The sequence below is a fragment of the Geodermatophilus sp. URMC 63 genome, from assembly GCF_053502565.1.
Window position 1 is genome coordinate 4,859,792 of record NZ_CP199956.1, and the last position, 18,349, is coordinate 4,878,140.

The window sequence follows — 18,349 nt, forward strand, 5'->3', positions numbered from 1 at the left end:
GCCGCGGACGGAGGGATCGCCTCCTCCGCCTCGGGGGTCAGGCCGGCAGGTGCGCGGCGACCTCGGCGGCGGCCTCGTCGCCGAAGGCCTCGGCGAAGCGCTCGAGGAACGGCTCGCGGCGCAGCTCGTACTCCTGCGTCCCGACCACCTCGACGGCCTCGGTGGCCACCGCCGAGCCGAGCTGGGTGGCCCGCTCCAGGCTCAGCCCCCACGTGCGGCCGGCGATGAACCCGGCCCGCAGCGCGTCGCCGCCGCCGGTCGGCTCCACCGGCTTGGTCTCGGGGACGGCGATGACCTCGATCGGGTCGGCCCCCGCCGCGCGCACCAGCACGCCGTTGGCCGCCCGCGTGGTGACCCAGGTGCCGACGCGGGCGAGGATCTCGCCGCCGTCCCAGCCGGTCTTCTGCATGAGCAGGGCCGACTCGTACTCGTTGGTGAACAGCAGGTCGGCGCCGTCGACCAGGTCGCGGATCATCGCGCCGTCGGCCCAGGCCAGCTGCTGGCTGGGGTCGGCGGCGAAGGCGTAGCCGCGCTCCCGGCACTCCTGGGTGTGCCGCACCATCGCCGTGGGGTCGTTGGGGCCGATGACCACCAGGTCGGGAGCGCCGACGCGCTCGCACACCGGCGCCAGCTCGATCTGCCCGGCCTCGGACATCGCCCCCGAGTAGAACGACGCGATCTGGTTGTTGACCGCGTCGGTGGTGCAGACGAAGCGCGCGGTGTGCTTGAGCTCCGACCAGCGCACGTCCCGGGTGTCGACGCCGTGGCGGGTCAGCCAGGCGTCGTAGTCGGCGAAGTCGTTGCCCACCGAGCCGACCAGCACCGGGGCCAGACCGAGCAGTCCCAGCCCGTAGGCCATGTTCGCCCCGGCGCCCCCGCGGTGCTGGATGAGGTCGTCGACGAGGAAGGAGAGGGACACGTTCTCCATCTGCCCCTCGACGAACTGGTCGGTGAACCGGCCCGGGAAGGTCATCAGGTGGTCGGTGGCGATGGAGCCGGTGACGACGACGGGCACGAGGGCTCCTCGGGAGCAGGCGGGGACGCGAGCAGGGCAACCCTAGAAGGCGTCGGGGCCGGTGCGCGCCCCGGCGTCGCTCACTCCCCGAGCGCCCGGCGCAGCGAGAACCCCAGCTGCGCCGTGCCCACCGCCCCGAGGACGGCGCCCACGGCCGCACCGGCGGTCACCACGACGGCGGGGGCGTCGGGGACGCCGGCGAGCTCCCCCAGCCCGGTGACGGCGACGATCCCCGCCCCGCCCACGGTGAGCGCGGTCATCACCACCCGGGTGGGCCGCTCCCACACCGAGATCGACCCGGTCTCGGCCACGCCCGCCTGACCGGCGCGGGCACGCAGGTAGTCGGGCAGCCAGCACAGCGCCCCGAACAGCGCGGCCAGCCAGCCGGGCGCCCCGGCGACCCAGAGGGCGAGCGCGTAGCCGGCCTCGGTGAGCCGGTCGACCGCGGAGTCGAGGACGTACCCGCGCCGCGAGGCCCGCCCGCCGGCGAGCGCCAGGGCCCCGTCGAGGGAGTCCAGCAGCCCCGACAGCCCGACCAGCAGTCCCGCCGCGACCAGCCACGCCTCGCCGGCGGCCGCCGGGCCGATCGCGGCCAGCGCCACCAGCAGACCCAGCAGGGTGGCGCCCAGCGGCGGCAGCCACGCCACCGACCGGGCCAGCGCGTAGGCCAGCGACAGCCAGCCGTGCACCAGCCGGCTGTGCGCCGGGTCGGTGCCGCCGTGCCAGCGCGACCACTCGGCGAGGTACTCCTCGCGGCTCAGCACGGCCGGGCTCCCACCGGCGCAGTCCACCAGCCCGGCCGCCCCGGGGCGAGAGCGGGGACAGTGGGACGGTGCTCGCCGGCCTGTCCCCCGCCCGCCGCAGGCTGCTGCTCGCGCTGCTCGCGCTCGTGGTCGTCGCCGCCGTCGCCGCGACGGCCCTGGTCCTGGCCGGCCGCGCGGACGACCCGGCACCGGGCGCGCCGACCGTGCCGGTCTCGCAGGACGAGCCCGGGCCCGTGCTGCTGGTGCCCGGCTACGGCGGCAACGGCCGGCTGCTGACGTCTCTGGCCGACCGGCTGGCCGCCGAGGGGCGCGACGCCACCGTGGTCGACGTCCCCGACGGCGGCACCGGCGACCTCACCGCCTCGGCCGGCGCTCTGGACGCCGCGGTCGAGGCGGCGCGGGAGCGCACCGGCGCCGGCAGCGTCGACGTCGTGGGGTTCTCCGCAGGCGGGGTGGTGGCGCGGCTGTGGGCTGCCGACGGCGGGGCCGACGTGGCCCGGCGCGTGCTCACCCTGGGCGCGCCGCACCACGGCACCACCCTGGCCGACCTCGCCGGCGACGTCCTGCCCGGCCAGTGCCCCGAGGCGTGCCGGCAGCTGGCGACCGACAGCCCCCTGCTGACCGACCTCAACGCCGGGGACGAGACGCCGGCCGGGCCTACCTGGGTGTCCGTCTGGACGGCGCAGGACCAGACGGTGACCCCGCCGGACTCCGCCCGCCTCGACGGCGCGCTGAACCTCGAGGTGCAGTCGGTGTGCCCCTCGGCGCGGGTGGCGCACGGCGACCTCCCGCGCGCCCCGTTGGTGCAGGCGATCGTGCTGGCCGAGCTGGCGCCGGGCGACCCGGTGGAGCTCGGGCCCGCCGACTGCGCCCGTCTCGGCGGCTGACCTGCCGCGCCACGATCAGGTGACCTGATCATGGCGCGTCCTCCCTCACGGTGGGCGGTGCGGGCGGACGCGCTGCGGTGCGGGAGGACGCGCTGCGGTGCGGGAGGACGCGCTGCGGTGCGGGAGGACGACGGCGCCCGTTGACACGTGCAGGCGATCACCTGCACGATGCTGCTCGTGGCCCCACCGGACCCCGACGCGGTGTTCAAGGCGCTCGCCGACCGCACCCGCCGGCTGTTCCTCGACCGGCTGCGCGAGCAGGACGGGCAGACGCTGGGCGAGCTCTGCGCCCGCACCGGCATGGCCCGGCAGTCGGCCACGCAGCACCTCGACGTCCTCGTCCGGGCCGGCCTGGTCACCGTCGTCCGCCGCGGGCGCGAACGGCTGCACGTCCTCAACCCGGCCGCCATCTCCGAGATCGGCGAGCGCTGGATCTCGGCGTTCGACCGGCCGCGCCTGCAGGCGCTGGCCGCCATCCGCGACGCAGCAGAGGAGCAGGCCATGACCGAGCACGCCAGGACACAGCACGCCGTGGCAGAGCACGCCGTGACGGACGCAACGGCAGCACCGGTCCCCACCTACGTCTACGTCACCTACGTCCGCGCCGGCGCCGAGCAGGTCTGGCAGGCCCTCACCGACGCCGACCTGACCGCCCGCTACTGGGGCCACGCCAACGTCTCGAACTGGCGGCCCGGCAGCCGGTGGGAGCACCGGCGCACCGACGGGTCCGGGGCGGCCGACGCCGGTGGCCGGGTGCTGGAGAGCGAGCCGCCGCGGCGGCTGGTCCTGACCTTCGGCGCGGCCGACGGCGAGCAGCCGCCGGGCGGCGACTCGGTGGTGACCTTCCTGCTCGAGGAGCAGGGCGGCATCGTCCGGCTCACCGTGACCCACGAGAACCTGGCCGATGCCACGGCGCTGCGGGAGGTCTCGCACGGCTGGCCGGCGGTCCTCGCCAACCTCAAGTCGCTGCTCGAGACCGGCGAGGTGCTGCCGCAGGCCCCCTGGGACATGCCGGTGCGGGCGTGACCGGCGACGCGGCCCTCCTCGGACGACGACCGGCGGCGCGGACGGTCAGCTGGTGATGTCCTTGGTGGTGAAGTTCGCCCACGCGGCGGTGAGCAGCACGCCCACGTAGACGCCCTGCAGCGCCAGCCCGCGGACGACGTCGCGCCACAGGACCGGGTCGCGGAACAGGTCGACGAAGGCCAGCCAGTAGCGGGTGGGCAGGTAGGGCGCGATCGGCGAGGCGGCGTCCAGGGTGAACAGCAGCGAGGAGGTCACCAGCACCGCGAGCGCGCCGAGCGCGGCGGCCAGCGGCGAGTCGGTCAGCGTGGAGAAGAACAGCCCGAACGCCGCGACGCCCAGCATCGACACCGCGACGTAGCCGATGGCCAGCAGCGTCCGCCCGGCCAGCTCCTCCGCCGTCAGGGAGGTGCCCGACACCGACGTCCCACCCGCCACCGGCTGCGCGTCGAACAGCAGCTGGCCGACCAGGTAGCCGACCGCGGCGACCACCACGACGGTCACCACGACGAAGGCCAGCACTGCGACCAGCTTGGCCACCAGCAGCCGGGTGCGCCCGGCCGGTCGGGCCAGCAGGTAGCGCAGCGTGCCGGCCTGGGCCTCCCCGGCGACGGCGTCCCCGCTGACCACCGCGACGGCGATGGGCAGGAACAGCGGCAGCACGATCGCCAGGGCGGCCAGCGGGTACAGCGCGCCGTTGGTGAGCACCGCCGACAGGAACGGCGGCCCCTCGCCCGGCCGCGGTGCGAGGTCGGTGAGCCGCAGCAGCACGGCCACCAGCACCGGCAGCGCGTTGAGGACGGCGATCGTCGTCCACGTCCGCGGCCGGCCGAAGGTCTTGCGCAGCTCGACGCCGATCACGACCGCTCCACCCGGTCGGCGCTGGTGCCGGCGGCGGCCAGCACGACCTCCTCCAGCGTCGGCCGCTGCAGCGCCAGCCCGGTCACCGGCACCCCCGCACCCACCAGCAGCGCGTTCACCTCGGCCGGGTCGGCCCCGCGGACGACGAGGCGGCCGCCGTCGGCGGCGAGCACCCGCCCGTCCAGGAGCGCCCGCACCCGCTCGGGCGCCGGGGTGTCGACGACGGTGGCGCCGGTCGGGGCGGTCAGCCGGGCCATGTCCTCCTGCAGCACCAGCCGGCCGCGGTCGAGCACCCCCACCCGGGTGCACAGCTGCTCGACCTCGGCCAGCAGGTGGCTGGACAGGAAGACCGTCGTCCCCCCGCGGTGCAGCTCGAGCAGCAGCTCGCGGATCTCGTGGATGCCCTGCGGGTCCAGGCCGTTGGTCGGCTCGTCGAGGACGAGCAGCTCCGGCCGGCGCAGCAGCGCGCCGGCCAGGCCCAGCCGCTGGCGCATGCCGAGCGAGTAGGCGCCGACCGGACGGCGGCCGACCCCGCCGAGGCCCACCTGGTCGAGCACCTCGGCGATCCGCCGCCGCCGGGTGCGGCGGGACCCGCCCGGGCCGGCGGCGTCCAGCAGCGCAAGGTTGGCCGCCCCGGACAGGTGCCGGTGGTGCGCCGGGCCCTCGATCAGCGCACCCACCCGGGGCAGCACCCGCCGGCCGGCCCGCGGCATCCGCCCGCCGAGCAGCTCGACCTCGCCGCGGGTGGGCAGCACCAGGCCGAGCAGCACGCGCACCGTCGTCGTCTTGCCCGAGCCGTTGGCGCCGAGGAAGCCGTAGACGTCGCCGGCGCGGACGTCGAGGTCGATGCCGTCGACCGCGCGCACCCGGCCGAACTGCTTGACCAGCCCGCGGGTGACGATCACGGAGGTCACGACGGCGCCCCGGTCAGGGCCCGCGCGGCGTCGGCGAGGGCGTCGAGGGTGACGGTGCCGACGAGCAGGTAGGCGCCGCTGCGCGGGGGCTCGACGAGCACCAGCCCGAGCGGGCCGGCGGTGATGCGGGTGCTGGACCCGTCGCGGACCGCGTCCGGCGCCGCGGCCAGCGTCGAGCGCAGACCCGCGGCGAGGCGGCCGGGCAACGGGGCGACGGCCAGCAGGGTCACGCCGCTGCCGTAGAGGCCCACCGTGGCCGGGGCCCCGGCCACCTCGCGCCGGGCGAGGCCGGCCAGCTCGGCGGGGAGCCGGACCGGGGACAGCTCCCGGTCAGCAGCTTCGCGCAGCAGGCCCCCGGTGTCCTCGCCGGGCAGCACCCGCGCGCCGTCCGGCGGGGCGAAGGCGACGACGGCGGCCGGCGGGGCACCCAGGTCCAGGTCCAGGAAGCGGGTGTCGAGCGCGGGCACGGCCGCGCCGTCGGCGACCACCTCCACGGCCAGCGGCAGGCCGGTCGCGGCGTCGGCCCAGACGTCGACGCGCGCCACCGAGGCCGCGGGGGCGGCCGGCACCAGCCGCAGGCCCAGCGCGTCGCGGCCGGCCACCCGGCGGGCGCCGATCCGCGTGAGCTCGCCGTCGGTCGCCTCCGACAGCAGCCGGCGGCCGAGCGCGGCGGGCACCAGGTCGGGCGGGGCCGGCAGCGCCAGCGCAGCCGGGTCGCTGCGGCGGGCGGTGGCCGACTCGTACTCCCAGGTCCAGGTGCCGGCGGGGTCGACGTGCACGCCGGTCTCCCCCGCCGCGCTGACGACGTCCACGCGGTGCTCGTCGGGCCCCCGCCACCACACCCGCATCGTGGTGCGGTCGCTGAGCAGGTCCGCGACGGCGGGCAGCTGGTCGCTGACCGGCAGGCTCAGCCCGCCGGCCGACACGGCGTAGCCGGAGAAGCCGACGCCGGCGCTGGCCAGGACGGCGTCGCGCAGGCCGGGCGCGGACAGGTCGGCGTCGTCGGCGGGCAGCGCGCCGACCGCCGCCGGCAGCGCGGCCAGGACGGCGAGCAGCGCGACGACGACCGCCCACCGGCGGGCGCGCCCGTGTCCCGACATGCGCGCCACGGTACGAGCGCCCCGCCACGGGTAGCCCGCTCCCATGGCCCCTCCCCTGAGCGACGCCGTCGTCGTCGACGTCCTGCGCCGGCTGGACCGGCTGACCGGTCCCCTCGTGCAGCGGCTGGGCCGCCCGCCGCAGCTGCCGCCCGCCGACCGCGACGCCTGGTGGGCCGACCGGGCGTCCCGCGTGGCCGCGGTCGCGAGCGGTCTGCCGCGGTTGGTCGGGCGGCTCGCCGACGTCCTGCCGCTGCAGAACACGGTGGGGACGGCGGTGCAGTCGCTGGTCGTGCTGGGGGTGGCCGGTGAGCACGGCGTCACCGACCCGGCCGAGCGGGTGTCGCTGCTGGCCCGGGTGCTGCTCGCCCGCGACCTGCCGGCCGAGCGGGTGCGCCCGCTGCTCGAGCGGGTCCGCGGCACCTACACCGAGGCCGCGCTCGGCGCCCGCGACGAGCGGGCCGGGGTGGGTGGTGCCGCGCGCACCGTCTGGCGGGCCGCGCGGCTGCTCGGCCGCATCGACGAGGCCCTCGACGCCCGTCCCAAGGGCCGGCTCGGCGCCCGGGCGCTGGCCAACCTGCCGCTGGTCGGCGTCCTGGGCGGCTACGCCGCCGAGCGGGAGGCGCTGCGCAAGGCCGCCCGGCGCACCACGGAGCTGCTGGAGACCGGCGGCCCGGTGACGGTCTAGGGAATGGCGGCCAGCGTCGAGGGCACCGACGTCCCGGTCCCGGCGTCGGTGAGGTTGGTGAACACCTCACGCGTCGCCGTCGACCGGTTCATGGTGATGAAGTGGATGCCGGGCACGCCCTCGTCGAGCAGCCGCCGGCACATCGCCGTCGCCACCTCCACGCCGTAGGCCCGCACCGCCGCGCGCGCCTCGGGTGAGTCGCCGTCGAGCTCGGCGAAGCGGGCGGCCAGCTCCTCGGGGAAGGCCTGCCCCGACAGCTGCACGATCCGGGTGATCTGCCGGGCGTTGGTCACCGGCATGACGCCGGCGATGACCGGCACGTCGCAGCCGCGGGCGGCCACCCGGTCGCGCAGGCGCAGGTAGTCCTCGACGCGGAAGAACATCTGGGTGATCGCGAAGTCCGCGCCGGCGCGGCACTTGCGCACGAACATCTCGACGTCGGTGTCGAAGTCCGGCGAGCGCGGGTGCCGCTCGGGGAAGGCCGCGACGCCGACGGAGAAGTCGCCCATCGAGCGGATCAGCCCGACCAGCTCGGCGGCGTACTCCAGCCCCTCGGGGTGCTTGACCCACTCCGCCTGCGGGTCGGCGCCCGGCGGGTCGCCGCGCAGTGCGAGCAGGTTGCGCACCCCGGCGGCGGCCAGCCGGCTGACCACGTGCCGCAGCTCCGCGACGCTGTGGTCGACGGCGGTCAGGTGCGCCAGCGGCGTCATGGTCGTCTCGGTGGCGATCCGCTCCGTGACCGCCACGGTGCCCTCGCGGGTGGACCCGCCGGCGCCGTAGGTGACCGACACGAACGACGGGCGCAGCCGCTCCAGCTGCCGCAGCGCCGTCCACAGCTGCCCCTCGCCCTCGGGCGTCTTCGGCGGGAAGAACTCGAAGGACCAGGTGGGCCGCGACGAGGCGAGCAGCTCGCGGACGCTTGGGGTCACGGGGTCCGAGGGTACGTGCGACACCGCCCGCTCCCCCGCGCCCGCGTCCGCAGCGGGCGCTCCGGGCAGGACGACCCGGGACGGCAGTCGAGCGGCAGGAGGCCCGTTGAGCACCCATCCCCACCCCCTGAGCAGGCCGCGCACGACCCGGTGGGGCGATACTGGTCCCGTGATCAACGGGACGGCGCAGCGCGAGTCCGTGGTCCGCCCCCTCGCCCCGTCGCTGGCGGCGGCCGACCTGGGGCGTGTCCGCGGCGCGGTCTCGGCCGCGCTGACCGGGTTCCTCGAGGAGCAGCGCAGCACGTTGGCCGCGATGGACCCGGCGCTCACCCGGGTCGTCGACGAGGTGTGCGCGCTGGCCGACGGCGGCAAGCGGCTGCGCCCGTCCTTCGCCTACTGGGGCTGGCGCGGCGTGACCGAGGACGTTCCCGGCCCCCTGGAGGACGACGCCGCCGTGCTGCGCGCCGTCGCCGCCCTGGAGTTCGTGCACGCCAGCGCTCTCGTCCACGACGACGTCATGGACGGCGCGCTGACCCGCCGCGGTCGGCCGGCCACCCACGTCGGGTTCGCCGCCCACCACGGCGACGGCGGCCTGACCGGCGACGGCGACGCCTTCGGCGTGGGCGCGGCCATCCTCGTCGGCGACCTCGCGCTGGTGTGGTCCGACGAGCTGCTGCGGCGCTCCGGCATCAGCGCCCCCGCCCTGGCCCGCGCCCGCTCGGTGTGGGACACCATGCGCACCGAGGTCACCGCCGGGCAGTACCTCGACCTGCTGCGCGCCGCCGGCGGCCTGCCCGGCGCCCAGGGCGCGCTCACCGTGGCCCGGTACAAGAGCGCCGGCTACACCGTGCAGCGGCCGCTGCAGCTGGGCGCGGCGATCGCCGGCGCCGGCCCGCGCGCCGCCGACGCCTACACCGCGATCGGCCTGCCGCTGGGCGAGGCCTTCCAGCTGCGCGACGACGTCCTCGGCGTCTTCGGCGACCCGGCGGTCACCGGCAAGTCCGCCGACGACGACCTGCGCGAGGGCAAGCAGACGCTGCTCATCGCGCTGGCCGAGGAGGAGGCCGACGAGGAGGGGCGGGCGCTCCTGCGCACGTGCCTGGGCAACCCCGACTGCGGCGCCGACGAGCTGGACGCGCTGCGCGGCCTCATCGAGCACACCGGCGCCCGCGCCCGCGTCGAGGAGCGGATCACCGAGCGCACCACCACCGCCCGCGCCGCGATCGCCGACGCGCCGATCGCCGGGGAGGCCCGCGCCGCCCTCGACGCGCTCGCCGTCGCCGCCACCGCGCGCACCGCCTGAGCGTGCGCACCGTCCCCGGACCCACCGACCGCGTCGTCGTCGTCGGCGCCGGCCTCGCCGGCCTGGCGACGGCGCTGCGGCTGCGCGGCGCCGGCCGCGAGGTGACCGTCGTCGAGCGCGGCGACGGCCCCGGCGGCCGCGCCGGCGTCGTCGCCCGCGACGGCTACGTGCTCGACACCGGCCCGTCGGTGTTCACCGCGCCGGAGCTGGTGGCCGACACGCTGGCCGCCGTCGGCGAGCGGCTGGAGGACCGGCTCGAGCTGGTGCCGCTGGAGACCACCTACCGGGCGCAGTTCGCCGACGGCTCGCACCTCGACGTGCACGCCGACGTCGACCGCTTCGCCGCCGAGGTGGAGGCGCTGGCCGGCCCGGCCGAGGCCGCCGCGCTGCGCCGTTACCTGGCCGACCTCGCCGAGCTGTACCGGCTGCAGATGGCGACCTTCATCGACCGCAACCTCGACACCCCGCTGGATCTGCTCGGCCCGGAGCTGGTCGCGCTGGCCCGCCGCGGCGGGTTCGGCCGGCTGTCGAGCCACGTCGCCCGGTTCTTCACCGACGACCGGCTGCGGCGGCTGTTCAGCTTCCAGGCGCTCTACGCCGGGGTCAGCCCGTACCGGGCCATCGCCGCCTACGCCGTCATCGCCCAGCTCGACATCGGCGCCGGCGTCTGGCACCCGGTCGGCGGGATCGGCGCGGTGCCGCGGGCGATGGCCGCCGCGGCCGAGGACGCCGGGGTGGTGTTCCGCTACGGAGCCGCCGTCGAGCAGCTGGAGCTGCGCGGCCGGCGGGTCACCGGCGTGTGCCTGGCCGGCGGCGAGCGGCTGCCCGCCGACGCCGTCGTCGTCACCGTCGACCGGCCCGAGGAGCTGGTGCCCGGCTTCGCGCGCCGCCGCCGGCCGGTGTACTCGCCGTCCTGCGTGACCCTGCACCTCGGCGTGCGGAACGAGCTGCCCGGCCAGGCGCACCACACGATCAGCTTCGGTGCGGCCTGGCGGCAGGTGTTCGACGAGCTCACCCGCGACGGCCGGCCGATGAGCGACCCCAGCCTGCTGGTGAGCACGCCCTCGGTGACCGACCGGTCGCTGGCCCCCGCCGGCGGGCAGGTGCTCAGCGTGGTGGCGCCGACGCCGAACCTCGACCCGCACAGCGGCGGCAACCCCACCATCGACTGGGACGCGCTGCTGCCCCGCTACCGCGCGGAAGTGCTGCGCACGCTGGAGGCCCGCGGCTGGACCGGACTGACCGACGCGATCGAGGTGGAGCACGTGGACACCCCACGGACCTGGGCCCGGCAGGGCATGGCCGCCGGCACGCCCTTCGGCCTCGCGCACACCTTCGGCCAGACCGGGCCGTTCCGGACGCCGACGCTGCCCCGCCGCGGCCCGGAGAACGTCGTGTTGGCCGGCTCGTCGGTGCAGCCCGGCGTCGGCGTGCCGATGGTGGTCATCAGCGGCCGGCTGGCCGCCCAGCGGATCACGGGTCCCCGGCGGTGACGGCGACCGAGCGGCCGCTGACGCAGGCGCAGCGGCAGGAGCGGCTCGACGCCGCCTACCGGTACTGCGCGGCGGTCAACGCCGAGCACGGCAAGAGCTACCACCTGGCCACCCGGCTGCTCACCGCCGACCGCCGGCCGGCGGTCCACGCGCTCTACGCCGCCGCGCGCACCGCCGACGACCTGGTCGACCACCCCGGCGCCGACCCCGAGGCCGACCTCGCCGACTGGTCGCGGGCGCTGCTCGCCGAGCTGGAGGCCGGCTGGTCCGACGACCCGGTGCGGCTGGCCACGGTGCACACCTACCGCCGGTACCGGATCCCGGTCGAGCACCTCGTCGACTTCCTCGCCGCGATGACCAGCGACCTCACCGTCACCGGGTACGCCGACATGGCCGCGCTGGACCGGTACATGTGGGGCTCGGCGTCGGTGATCGGCCTGCAGGTGCTGCCCGTGCTGGGCACCGCGCCCGGCGTCGCGCGGGAGGAGGCCGCGCCGCACGCGATCGCGCTGGGCGAGGCGTTCCAGCTGACCAACTTCCTGCGCGACGTCGCCGAGGACGCCGACCGCGGCCGGGTCTACCTGCCCGCCGACGTCATGGCCGCGCACGGCGTGACCCGCGAGCAGCTGCAGGAGAAGCGGTACGACGCCCGGTTCCGCGCGCTCATGCAGGAGATGGTCGCGATCGTGCGGCGCCGCTACGACGACGCCGAGCCGGGGACGCCGATGCTGGCGCCGGAGTCCCGCGACTGCGTGCGCGCGGCCACCGCGCTCTACGGCGGCATCCTCACCGAGATCGAGCGCGCCGACCACCGGGTGCTCGACCGCCGGGTGACGGTGTCCAAGCCACGCCGGCTGGGGATCTTCGCCCGCCGGCTCGCGAGCGCCCAGGCCGTCCGCCTCCGGACCCGGTCACGCCAGGCATAGGAAGCTCTCCGCACGTGCCGAGGGCCGACACGTGCGCATCGCTTCCCGTACCTGGGGGGGTCAGAAGGTACTTCGGGGGTCAGAAGGCGAGGGCCTGGGCGCGGCGGGTGACCTCGGTGTGCCGGTCGTTGCGCAGCGCCTCGACCGGCGTGCCGGGCAGCGACTCGTCGGCGCGGAACAGCCACTCGAAGACCTCGGCGTCGCTGAACCCGCCGTCCCGGAGCACGGTGATCAGCCCGGGCAGGTGCCGCAGGACGGCGCCGTCCTGCAGGAAGTCGGCCGGGATGCGGCTGTTGCCGCTGCCCGGGACGGCGAGGAGCTTGCGCTCGCGGACGAGCTGCCGGACCTTGTTCGGCGACACCCCGAGGGCCGCGGCCACCTCGGCGGGCGTGAGGGTCTGCATGGCGTCGCTGGTGACGTCGGCGTCCATGGATCCGAGCCTAGGTCGCCCCGGGAGGCCGCCGCCGGAGCGGGCTAGGATCGGCGCGGGCCGTGACTGGCGCATCGAGGTGGGGCACCACCGGGGAGCGGCCTGCACTCCCCCGCCGGGCGCCTGGGCAGAGCCGACCACCGACCGCGCAGGAGCCCACCCATGACCGACGTGACCCCCTCCTTCGACGGCGCCGCCGCCTCGACCGCCTACCGCAGCGCGCTGCAGGTCATCGCCGAGGTCGAGCCCCGCGTCGCCGACGCCATCGGCGCCGAGCTGGCCGACCAGCGCGACTCGCTCAAGCTCATCGCCAGCGAGAACTACGCCAGCCCCGCGGTGCTACTGACCATGGGCAACTGGTTCAGCGACAAGTACGCCGAGGGCACCGTCGGGCACCGCTTCTACGCCGGCTGCCAGAACGTCGACACCGTCGAGGCGCTGGCCGCCGAGCACGCCCGCGAGCTGTTCGGCGCCCCGCACGCCTACGTCCAGCCGCACTCGGGCATCGACGCCAACCTCGTCGCCTTCTGGGCGGTGCTGGCCCAGCGGGTGGAGGCCCCGGCGCTGGAGCAGGCCGGCGTCCGGCACGTCAACGAGCTCACCGACGAGGACTGGGCGACGCTGCGGCACGCGCTCGGCGACCAGCGGATGCTCGGCATGAGCCTGGACGCCGGCGGCCACCTCACCCACGGCTTCCGCCCCAACATCAGCGGCAAGATGTTCGCCCAGTCCTCCTACGGCACCGACCCGGAGAGCGGGCTGCTGGACTACGACGCCGTCGCCGCCCGCGCCCGCGAGTTCCGCCCGCTGATCCTGATGGCCGGCTACTCCGCCTACCCGCGCAAGGTCGACTTCGCGCGGATGCGGGAGATCGCCGACGAGGTGGGCGCCACGCTCATCGTCGACATGAGCCACTTCGCCGGCCTGGTCGCCGGGAAGGTCTTCACCGGCGACTTCGACCCGGTGCCACACGCGCACGTGGTCACCAGCACCAGCCACAAGTCGCTGCGCGGCCCCCGCGGCGGGTTCGTGCTCAGCCAGCCCGAGTACGCCGACGCCGTCGACCGCGGCTGCCCGATGGTGCTCGGCGGGCCGCTGCCGCACGTCATGGCCGCCAAGGCGGTCGCCTTCGCCGAGGCGCGCCGCCCGCAGTTCGCCACCTACGCGCAGGCCGTCGTCGACAACGCCGTCTCCCTGGCCGAGGGGCTCTCCCGCCGCGGCGCGCGACTGGTCACCGGCGGCACCGAGAACCACATCGTGCTGCTCGACGTCTCCGGTTTCGGCCTCACCGGCCGGCAGGCGGAGTCCGCGCTGCTGGACGCCGGCATCGTCACCAACCGAAACTCCGTCCCGGCCGACCCCAACGGCGCCTGGTACACCTCCGGCGTCCGGCTGGGCACCCCGGCGCTGACCACCCGCGGCTTCGGCGCCGCCGAGTTCGACCGCACCGCCGAGCTCATCGTCGAGGTGCTGTCGAACACCAGCCCCACGACGACGCGGGACGGGTCGCCGTCCAAGGCGAAGTACGTGGTGGACGGCGGCCTGGCCGACAAGACCCGCGCCGCGGCCGCCGAGCTCGTGGCCGCCCACCCGCTCTACCCGGGCCTCGACCTGGCGTGACCGCCGCGATGATCAGGTGACCTGATCATCGAGCGTCCTCCCTCACGTCCCACGGTGAGGGAGGACGCTCCACGATCAGGTTCCCTGATCGTCACCGTCCTCCCGTGACCGGTGTGACGGGAGGGTGCGGGGGGTCCGGGCGAGGTCCGGGCGGCCCGCGTGTACGGGTCGGCGCGCGGGCCTGCGCTCCTACACTCGGCCCCGTGGACACCGCCGTGACCGACCCCGTGGTCGGCCTGGTCCTCGAGGGGCGCTACCGCCTCGAGGAGCGGCTGGCGCGTGGCGGGATGTCCACCGTCTACGCGGCCACCGACCTGCGCCTGCACCGCACGGTCGCGGTCAAGGTGATGGCCGAGCACCTGGCCCACGACCCGACGTTCGTCGACCGGTTCACCCGCGAGGCGCGGGCCGCGGCGATGCTCAGCCACCCCAACGTCGTGTCGGTCAGCGACCAGGGCAGCGACCAGGGCCTGGTCTTCCTGGTGATGGAGCTGGTCCGCGGCCGCACGCTGCGCGACCTGCTGCAGGCCCGCGGCCGGCTCACCGTCGCCGAGGCCTTCGCCGTCCTGGAGCCGGTGCTCGCCGGGCTGACCGCCGCCCACCGCGCCGGCATCGTCCACCGCGACGTCAAGCCCGAGAACGTGCTCATCGGCCACGACGGCACGGTCAAGGTCGCCGACTTCGGCCTGGCCCGCGCGCTCACCGGCACCGGGCAGACCAGCCACACCGGCGGCGTGCTCATCGGCACGGTCGCCTACCTCTCCCCCGAGCAGCTCGAGCGGGCCCGCGCCGACGCCCGCAGCGACGTGTACGCCGCCGGCCTGGTGCTGTTCGAGATGCTCACCGGGCACCCGCCCTACGGCGGCGACACGCCGCTCGCGGTGGCCTACCAGCACGTGCACCACGACGTCCCCGCGCCGTCGGCCGAGGTGCCCGGCGTGCCGTGGCAGGTCGACGAGCTGGTCACGCGCACCACGCGCCGCGAGCCCGCCGTCCGGCCGCTGGACGCCGGCGCCTTCCTCGCCGACCTCGAGGACGTGCGCTCCGACCTGGGCCTGGCCCGCGTGCCGGTGCCCACCGGCCGCAGCTCCGCCGGCCCCGACACGATCCGGCCGACCAACCGGCCCACCCGCCCGCGGCACCCGAGCGACCCCGGCCCGGGCGGTGACCCCGGCACCGAGGTGCTCGGCGGGGGCCGGTCCTCGCGCGGCCGCGGCACCAGCATGCTGCCCGGCATGGGCACCGGCCCCACCACCGACGTCGCCGGACGCCGCCCGGGCCTGACGCTGAAGCGGCCCGGCGTCCCGCAGCACGTCCGGCGCCGCCGCGCCCGCCTGGCGGTGGCCGTCGTGCTGCTGCTCGCCGTCACCGTCGGCGCGATCGGCTGGTGGCAGGGCTCGGGCCGCTGGACGACGGTGCCCGCGCTGGCGGGCGCCGATCGCGCGGCCGCCGTCGACCTGCTGCAGGGCGCGGGGCTGGACCCGGTCTTCGCCGACGACCAGTTCAGCGAGACCGTCGCCGAGGGCACCGTCATCTCCGCCGACCCCGACGGCGGCGAGGCCATCCGCGGCAGTGACGTCGAGCTGGTCGTGTCCAAGGGGCCCGAGCGGTTCACCGTCGACCCCGAGCTGGTCGGCCGGCCGCTGGAGGAGGTGCAGGCCTGGCTCGCCGAGAACGTGCCCGCGCAGGTCACCGTGCAGCAGGACTACGACGAGGACGTCCCGGCCGGGTCGGTGAGCGGGTTCGACCCCGAGGCCGGCACCGAGCTGCGCCGCGACCAGCCGGTCACCGTGGTCGTCAGCCGCGGCCGCGCGCCGGTCCAGGTGCCCGACGTGGTCGGGCAGAGCCCGGACGCCGCGCGGGACAACCTCGAGGCCCAGGGGTTCACCGTCACCCGCACCGAGGGCCGCAGCGGCGACGTCGGCACCGGTCAGGTCATGGCCGTGAGCCCCACACCCGGGCAGAAGGCGCCCTTCGGCAGCGAGGTGACCATCCAGGTCTCGGTCGGCCTGCCGCAGGTCACCGTGCCGGACGTGACCGGCATGAGCGCCCGCGAGGCGGCCGCCGCGCTGGAGTCCGCCGGCCTCACCTACAGCACCTCGACCTTCATCACCGGCGACCGCGTGTACCGGCAGAGCCCGGGCGCGGGCACCGTCGTCGACATCCGCACCGAGGTCAGCCTGCTGCTGAGCTTCGGGTGAGCGCCTCTCCCATCGGCGCGCACGTCCAGGTGGCCGCGGGCCTGGCCACCGGCGGGCTGCGCCACACCGACGAGGTCGGCGCGCAGGCCGTGCAGGTCTTCGTCGGCAACCCCAGCGGGTGGAAGCGCAGCGCCGGCGACCCCCGCCAGGACGCCGCCTTCGTCGAGGGTCTGGCCGAGCGCGGGGTGCCGGCCTTCGTGCACACGCCGTTCCTGGTCAACGTCGGCTCCCCCACCCCGGCCACCGTCGACCGCTCCGTCGAGACGATCGCCGCCGACCTCGCCCGCGGCGTGCAGCTCGGCGTCCACGGCGTCGTCGTCCACGCGGGGTCCGCCGTCGACGAGGACCGCTACGAGGCGGCGCTGCGGCAGCTGCGCGAGCGGCTGCTGCCGGTGCTCGACGCCCTGCCCGACAACGGCCCGCGGCTGCTCGTCGAGCCGACCGCCGGCGGTGGCCGGTCGCTGGCGGCCACCGTGGAGGACCTCGGCCCCTACCTCGCGGCACTCGACATGCACCCGAGGGTCGGCGTCTGCCTCGACACCTGCCACGCCTGGGCCGCCGGGCACGACCTGGCCACCCCGGGAGGGACGACGGCGACCCTGGACGCCCTCGAGGCCGCCGTGGGTCCCGGCCGGCTCGGGCTGGTGCACGCCAACGACTCCCTGGACGAGCGCGGCTCCCGGCGCGACCGGCACACCACCATCGGCGAGGGCACCATCGGGGCCGGCGCGTTCGCCGAGCTGCTGGCCCATCCGGCGGTGGCCGGGGTGCCGGTGGTCGTGGAGACGCCGAGCGCCGACGGCGGCCACGCGCGCGACATCGCCCTGCTCTGCGCGCTGCGCGACGGCCGCCCCGCCCCCGAGGTCCCCTCCGCCGCGTGATCCCCGGAGCCGATACGCGGTCGTGACCCTGCGGCTTCGCGCGTTCACTTGAGGTGAGCTCGGGCGCCGCGTTGGCTCGCACCCCACCGCGGTCGTCCGGCCGCGGAGCGTCCCTCCGAGGAGCCGTCCTTGCCCACCCGTCGCCCCCTGGCCGTCGGCGTCGTCGCGCTCGCGGCCGCCGGCCTCGGCCTTCCCGCCGGCCCCGCCTCCGCCGCACCCGCCGACGGACCCCGCGCCACCTACGTCGTGACCGTCGACCGCTCGACCCTCCCAGCACGGGCCGCCGAGCGGGCCCGCGGCCTCGGCGGCGAGGTCCGGCACGTCTACACCGCGGCGCTCACCGGCTTCGCGGTGGACCTGCCCGAGGCCGCCGCGCCGCGGCTGTCGGCCATCCCGGGCGTCGTCGCCGTCGAGCGGGACCAGGTGTTCGCCACCGATGCCACGCAGCTCGGTGCCACCTGGGGCCTCGACCGCATCGACCAGCCCGACCTGCCTCTCAGCACCACGTACTCCGCCACCGCCACCGGCGCCGGGGTGACCGCCTACGTCGTCGACACCGGGATCCGCTCGACCCACACCGAGGTCGCGAACAGCCTCCGGGCCGGCTACAACGCGGTCAGCGGCAAGAACACCACCGAGGACTGCAACGGCCACGGCACCCACGTCGCCGGCACCATCGGCGGGACCACCTACGGGGTGGCGAAGGACGTCACGCTGGTGCCCGTCCGGGTGCTGAACTGCAACGGCAGCGGCACGACCTCGGGCGTGGTCGCCGGCATCGACTGGGTCACCCGCGACCACGCCACCGGTGCCCCGGCTGTGGCCAACACGAGCCTGGGCGGTGGCCTGAGCACGGCCATCGACAATGCGGTGAAGGCCTCGATCGCCGACGGGGTCACCTACGCCGTCGCCGCCGGCAACGACGGCGCGAACGCGTGCACCAGCTCCCCGGCGGACGTGCCGACGGCGCTCACCGTGGCCGCGAGCGACCGGGCCGATGCCTCGGCCTCCTTCACCAACCACGGGGCCTGCGTCGACCTGTACGCGCCCGGCGTCGGCATCACCAGCGCCTGGTACACGGGCAACACCGCGACCAACACCATCAGCGGGACCTCGATGGCCACCCCGCACGTGGCCGGCGTCGCCGCGCTGTACCTGCAGGGCGCCCCGACGGCCTCCCCCGCGACCGTCGCGGCGGCCGTCATCGGCGGCGCGACCGCGGGCCGGATCACCGGCGAGCCCGCCGACACGCCGGACCTGCTGCTGCACAGCACGTACTGATCCCCGCGGACGACGGTGTGCGCTGGTGCGCAGTCC

17 protein-coding genes and 1 riboswitch are annotated in these 18,349 nt (G+C 76.4%); of the genes, 10 read left to right on the plus strand and 7 right to left on the minus strand.

The window, feature by feature from the left end:
• Positions 1 to 37 precede the first annotated feature (37 nt).
• Both ACWIZO_RS23600 and ACWIZO_RS23605 read right to left on the minus strand, forming a co-directional pair.
• Complete coding sequence (locus ACWIZO_RS23600; RefSeq protein ID WP_448640031.1) at positions 38 to 1,015, minus strand: carbohydrate kinase family protein; 978 nt, start codon at positions 1,013 to 1,015, stop codon at positions 38 to 40.
• An 80-nt stretch (positions 1,016 to 1,095) separates the two neighbouring features.
• Complete coding sequence (locus ACWIZO_RS23605) at positions 1,096 to 1,779, minus strand: CDP-alcohol phosphatidyltransferase family protein (protein WP_448640032.1); 684 nt, start codon at positions 1,777 to 1,779, stop codon at positions 1,096 to 1,098.
• Positions 1,780 to 1,847: 68 nt separating this feature from the next.
• Here ACWIZO_RS23605 and ACWIZO_RS23610 point away from each other — a divergent pair, with 68 nt between their 5' ends.
• Together ACWIZO_RS23610 and ACWIZO_RS23615 are read left to right on the plus strand one after the other, a co-directional pair.
• On the plus strand, positions 1,848 to 2,666 hold the full coding sequence (locus tag ACWIZO_RS23610; protein WP_448640033.1) for a lipase family alpha/beta hydrolase: 819 nt from the start codon (positions 1,848 to 1,850) through the stop codon (positions 2,664 to 2,666).
• Positions 2,667 to 2,834: 168 nt separating this feature from the next.
• Entirely contained in the window at positions 2,835 to 3,692 is an 858-nt protein-coding gene (locus ACWIZO_RS23615) for a metalloregulator ArsR/SmtB family transcription factor (RefSeq protein ID WP_448642993.1), read from the plus strand.
• 45 nt (positions 3,693 to 3,737) lie between these two features.
• On the opposite strand, the gene ACWIZO_RS23620 is transcribed toward ACWIZO_RS23615, so the two are convergent.
• Genes ACWIZO_RS23620 through ACWIZO_RS23630 form a run of 3 tightly spaced genes read right to left on the minus strand, consistent with a single transcriptional unit; the run spans position 3,738 to position 6,564 of the window.
• The gene (locus ACWIZO_RS23620; RefSeq protein ID WP_448640034.1) at positions 3,738 to 4,550 is read right to left on the minus strand and encodes an ABC transporter permease; all 813 of its coding nucleotides are present in this window, start codon (positions 4,548 to 4,550) and stop codon (positions 3,738 to 3,740) included.
• Positions 4,547 to 5,464 (minus strand): ABC transporter ATP-binding protein, encoded by a 918-nt coding sequence (locus ACWIZO_RS23625; protein ID WP_448640035.1) that lies wholly within the window; start codon positions 5,462 to 5,464, stop codon positions 4,547 to 4,549. Before ACWIZO_RS23625 ends, ACWIZO_RS23620 begins: the two co-directional genes overlap by 4 nt.
• On the minus strand, positions 5,461 to 6,564 hold the full coding sequence (locus tag ACWIZO_RS23630; protein ID WP_448640036.1) for a transcriptional regulator: 1,104 nt from the start codon (positions 6,562 to 6,564) through the stop codon (positions 5,461 to 5,463). The genes ACWIZO_RS23625 and ACWIZO_RS23630 overlap by 4 nt, the downstream gene beginning before the upstream one ends.
• A gap of 43 nt (positions 6,565 to 6,607) precedes the next feature.
• Here ACWIZO_RS23630 and ACWIZO_RS23635 point away from each other — a divergent pair, with 43 nt between their 5' ends.
• Positions 6,608 to 7,249 (plus strand): hypothetical protein, encoded by a 642-nt coding sequence (locus ACWIZO_RS23635; protein WP_448640037.1) that lies wholly within the window; start codon positions 6,608 to 6,610, stop codon positions 7,247 to 7,249.
• Here ACWIZO_RS23635 and metF read toward each other — a convergent pair.
• Positions 7,246 to 8,178 carry a methylenetetrahydrofolate reductase [NAD(P)H] gene (gene metF, locus ACWIZO_RS23640; protein ID WP_448640038.1) on the minus strand — a complete coding sequence of 311 codons (933 nt, stop codon included), beginning with the start codon at positions 8,176 to 8,178 and terminating at the stop codon, positions 7,246 to 7,248. The genes ACWIZO_RS23635 and metF overlap by 4 nt on opposite strands.
• A gap of 169 nt (positions 8,179 to 8,347) precedes the next feature.
• On the opposite strand from metF, the gene ACWIZO_RS23645 reads away from it, so the two are divergent.
• From ACWIZO_RS23645 to ACWIZO_RS23655, 3 genes are read left to right on the plus strand one after another with little or no spacing between them, the layout of a single operon-like run.
• The gene (locus tag ACWIZO_RS23645; RefSeq protein WP_448640039.1) at positions 8,348 to 9,481 is read left to right on the plus strand and encodes a polyprenyl synthetase family protein; all 1,134 of its coding nucleotides are present in this window, start codon (positions 8,348 to 8,350) and stop codon (positions 9,479 to 9,481) included.
• Between the two features lie 2 nt (positions 9,482 to 9,483).
• Entirely contained in the window at positions 9,484 to 10,974 is a 1,491-nt protein-coding gene (gene crtI / locus ACWIZO_RS23650) for a phytoene desaturase family protein (protein WP_448640040.1), read from the plus strand.
• Entirely contained in the window at positions 10,971 to 11,900 is a 930-nt protein-coding gene (locus ACWIZO_RS23655; RefSeq protein ID WP_448640041.1) for a phytoene/squalene synthase family protein, read from the plus strand. Before crtI ends, ACWIZO_RS23655 begins: the two co-directional genes overlap by 4 nt.
• Positions 11,901 to 11,979: 79 nt before the next feature.
• Here the strand turns inward: ACWIZO_RS23655 and ACWIZO_RS23660 are convergent, their stop codons facing one another.
• Entirely contained in the window at positions 11,980 to 12,330 is a 351-nt protein-coding gene (locus ACWIZO_RS23660) for an Rv2175c family DNA-binding protein (protein ID WP_446761275.1), read from the minus strand.
• 52 nt (positions 12,331 to 12,382) lie between these two features.
• Positions 12,383 to 12,466, plus strand: a riboswitch (ZMP/ZTP riboswitch).
• A 26-nt stretch (positions 12,467 to 12,492) separates the two neighbouring features.
• Here ACWIZO_RS23660 and ACWIZO_RS23665 point away from each other — a divergent pair.
• The 4 genes from ACWIZO_RS23665 to ACWIZO_RS23680 all read left to right on the plus strand — a co-directional run bounded on the left by ACWIZO_RS23665 (position 12,493) and on the right by ACWIZO_RS23680 (position 18,313).
• A complete protein-coding gene (locus ACWIZO_RS23665; protein WP_448640042.1) occupies positions 12,493 to 13,950 on the plus strand; it encodes a glycine hydroxymethyltransferase in 1,458 nt (485 codons plus the stop codon).
• Between the two features lie 203 nt (positions 13,951 to 14,153).
• A complete protein-coding gene (pknB, locus tag ACWIZO_RS23670; RefSeq protein ID WP_448640043.1) occupies positions 14,154 to 16,151 on the plus strand; it encodes a Stk1 family PASTA domain-containing Ser/Thr kinase in 1,998 nt (665 codons plus the stop codon).
• Positions 16,148 to 17,032 (plus strand): deoxyribonuclease IV, encoded by an 885-nt coding sequence (locus ACWIZO_RS23675; protein ID WP_448640044.1) that lies wholly within the window; start codon positions 16,148 to 16,150, stop codon positions 17,030 to 17,032. Before pknB ends, ACWIZO_RS23675 begins: the two co-directional genes overlap by 4 nt.
• Before the next feature lie 129 nt (positions 17,033 to 17,161).
• On the plus strand, positions 17,162 to 18,313 hold the full coding sequence (locus ACWIZO_RS23680; protein WP_448640045.1) for a S8 family peptidase: 1,152 nt from the start codon (positions 17,162 to 17,164) through the stop codon (positions 18,311 to 18,313).
• Positions 18,314 to 18,349 lie beyond the last annotated feature (36 nt).

What these genes read in the sequence shown, in the direction of transcription:
- ACWIZO_RS23615 (WP_448642993.1), top strand. Translation starts at nt 2,835, where the DNA reads ATGCTGCTCGTGGCCCCACCGGACCCCGACGCGGTGTTCAAGGCGCTC.
- ACWIZO_RS23630 (WP_448640036.1), bottom strand. Translation starts at nt 6,564, where the DNA reads ATGTCGGGACACGGGCGCGCCCGCCGGTGGGCGGTCGTCGTCGCGCTG.
- ACWIZO_RS23635 (WP_448640037.1), top strand. Translation starts at nt 6,608, where the DNA reads ATGGCCCCTCCCCTGAGCGACGCCGTCGTCGTCGACGTCCTGCGCCGG.
- ACWIZO_RS23660 (WP_446761275.1), bottom strand. Translation starts at nt 12,330, where the DNA reads ATGGACGCCGACGTCACCAGCGACGCCATGCAGACCCTCACGCCCGCC.
- ACWIZO_RS23665 (WP_448640042.1), top strand. Translation starts at nt 12,493, where the DNA reads ATGACCGACGTGACCCCCTCCTTCGACGGCGCCGCCGCCTCGACCGCC.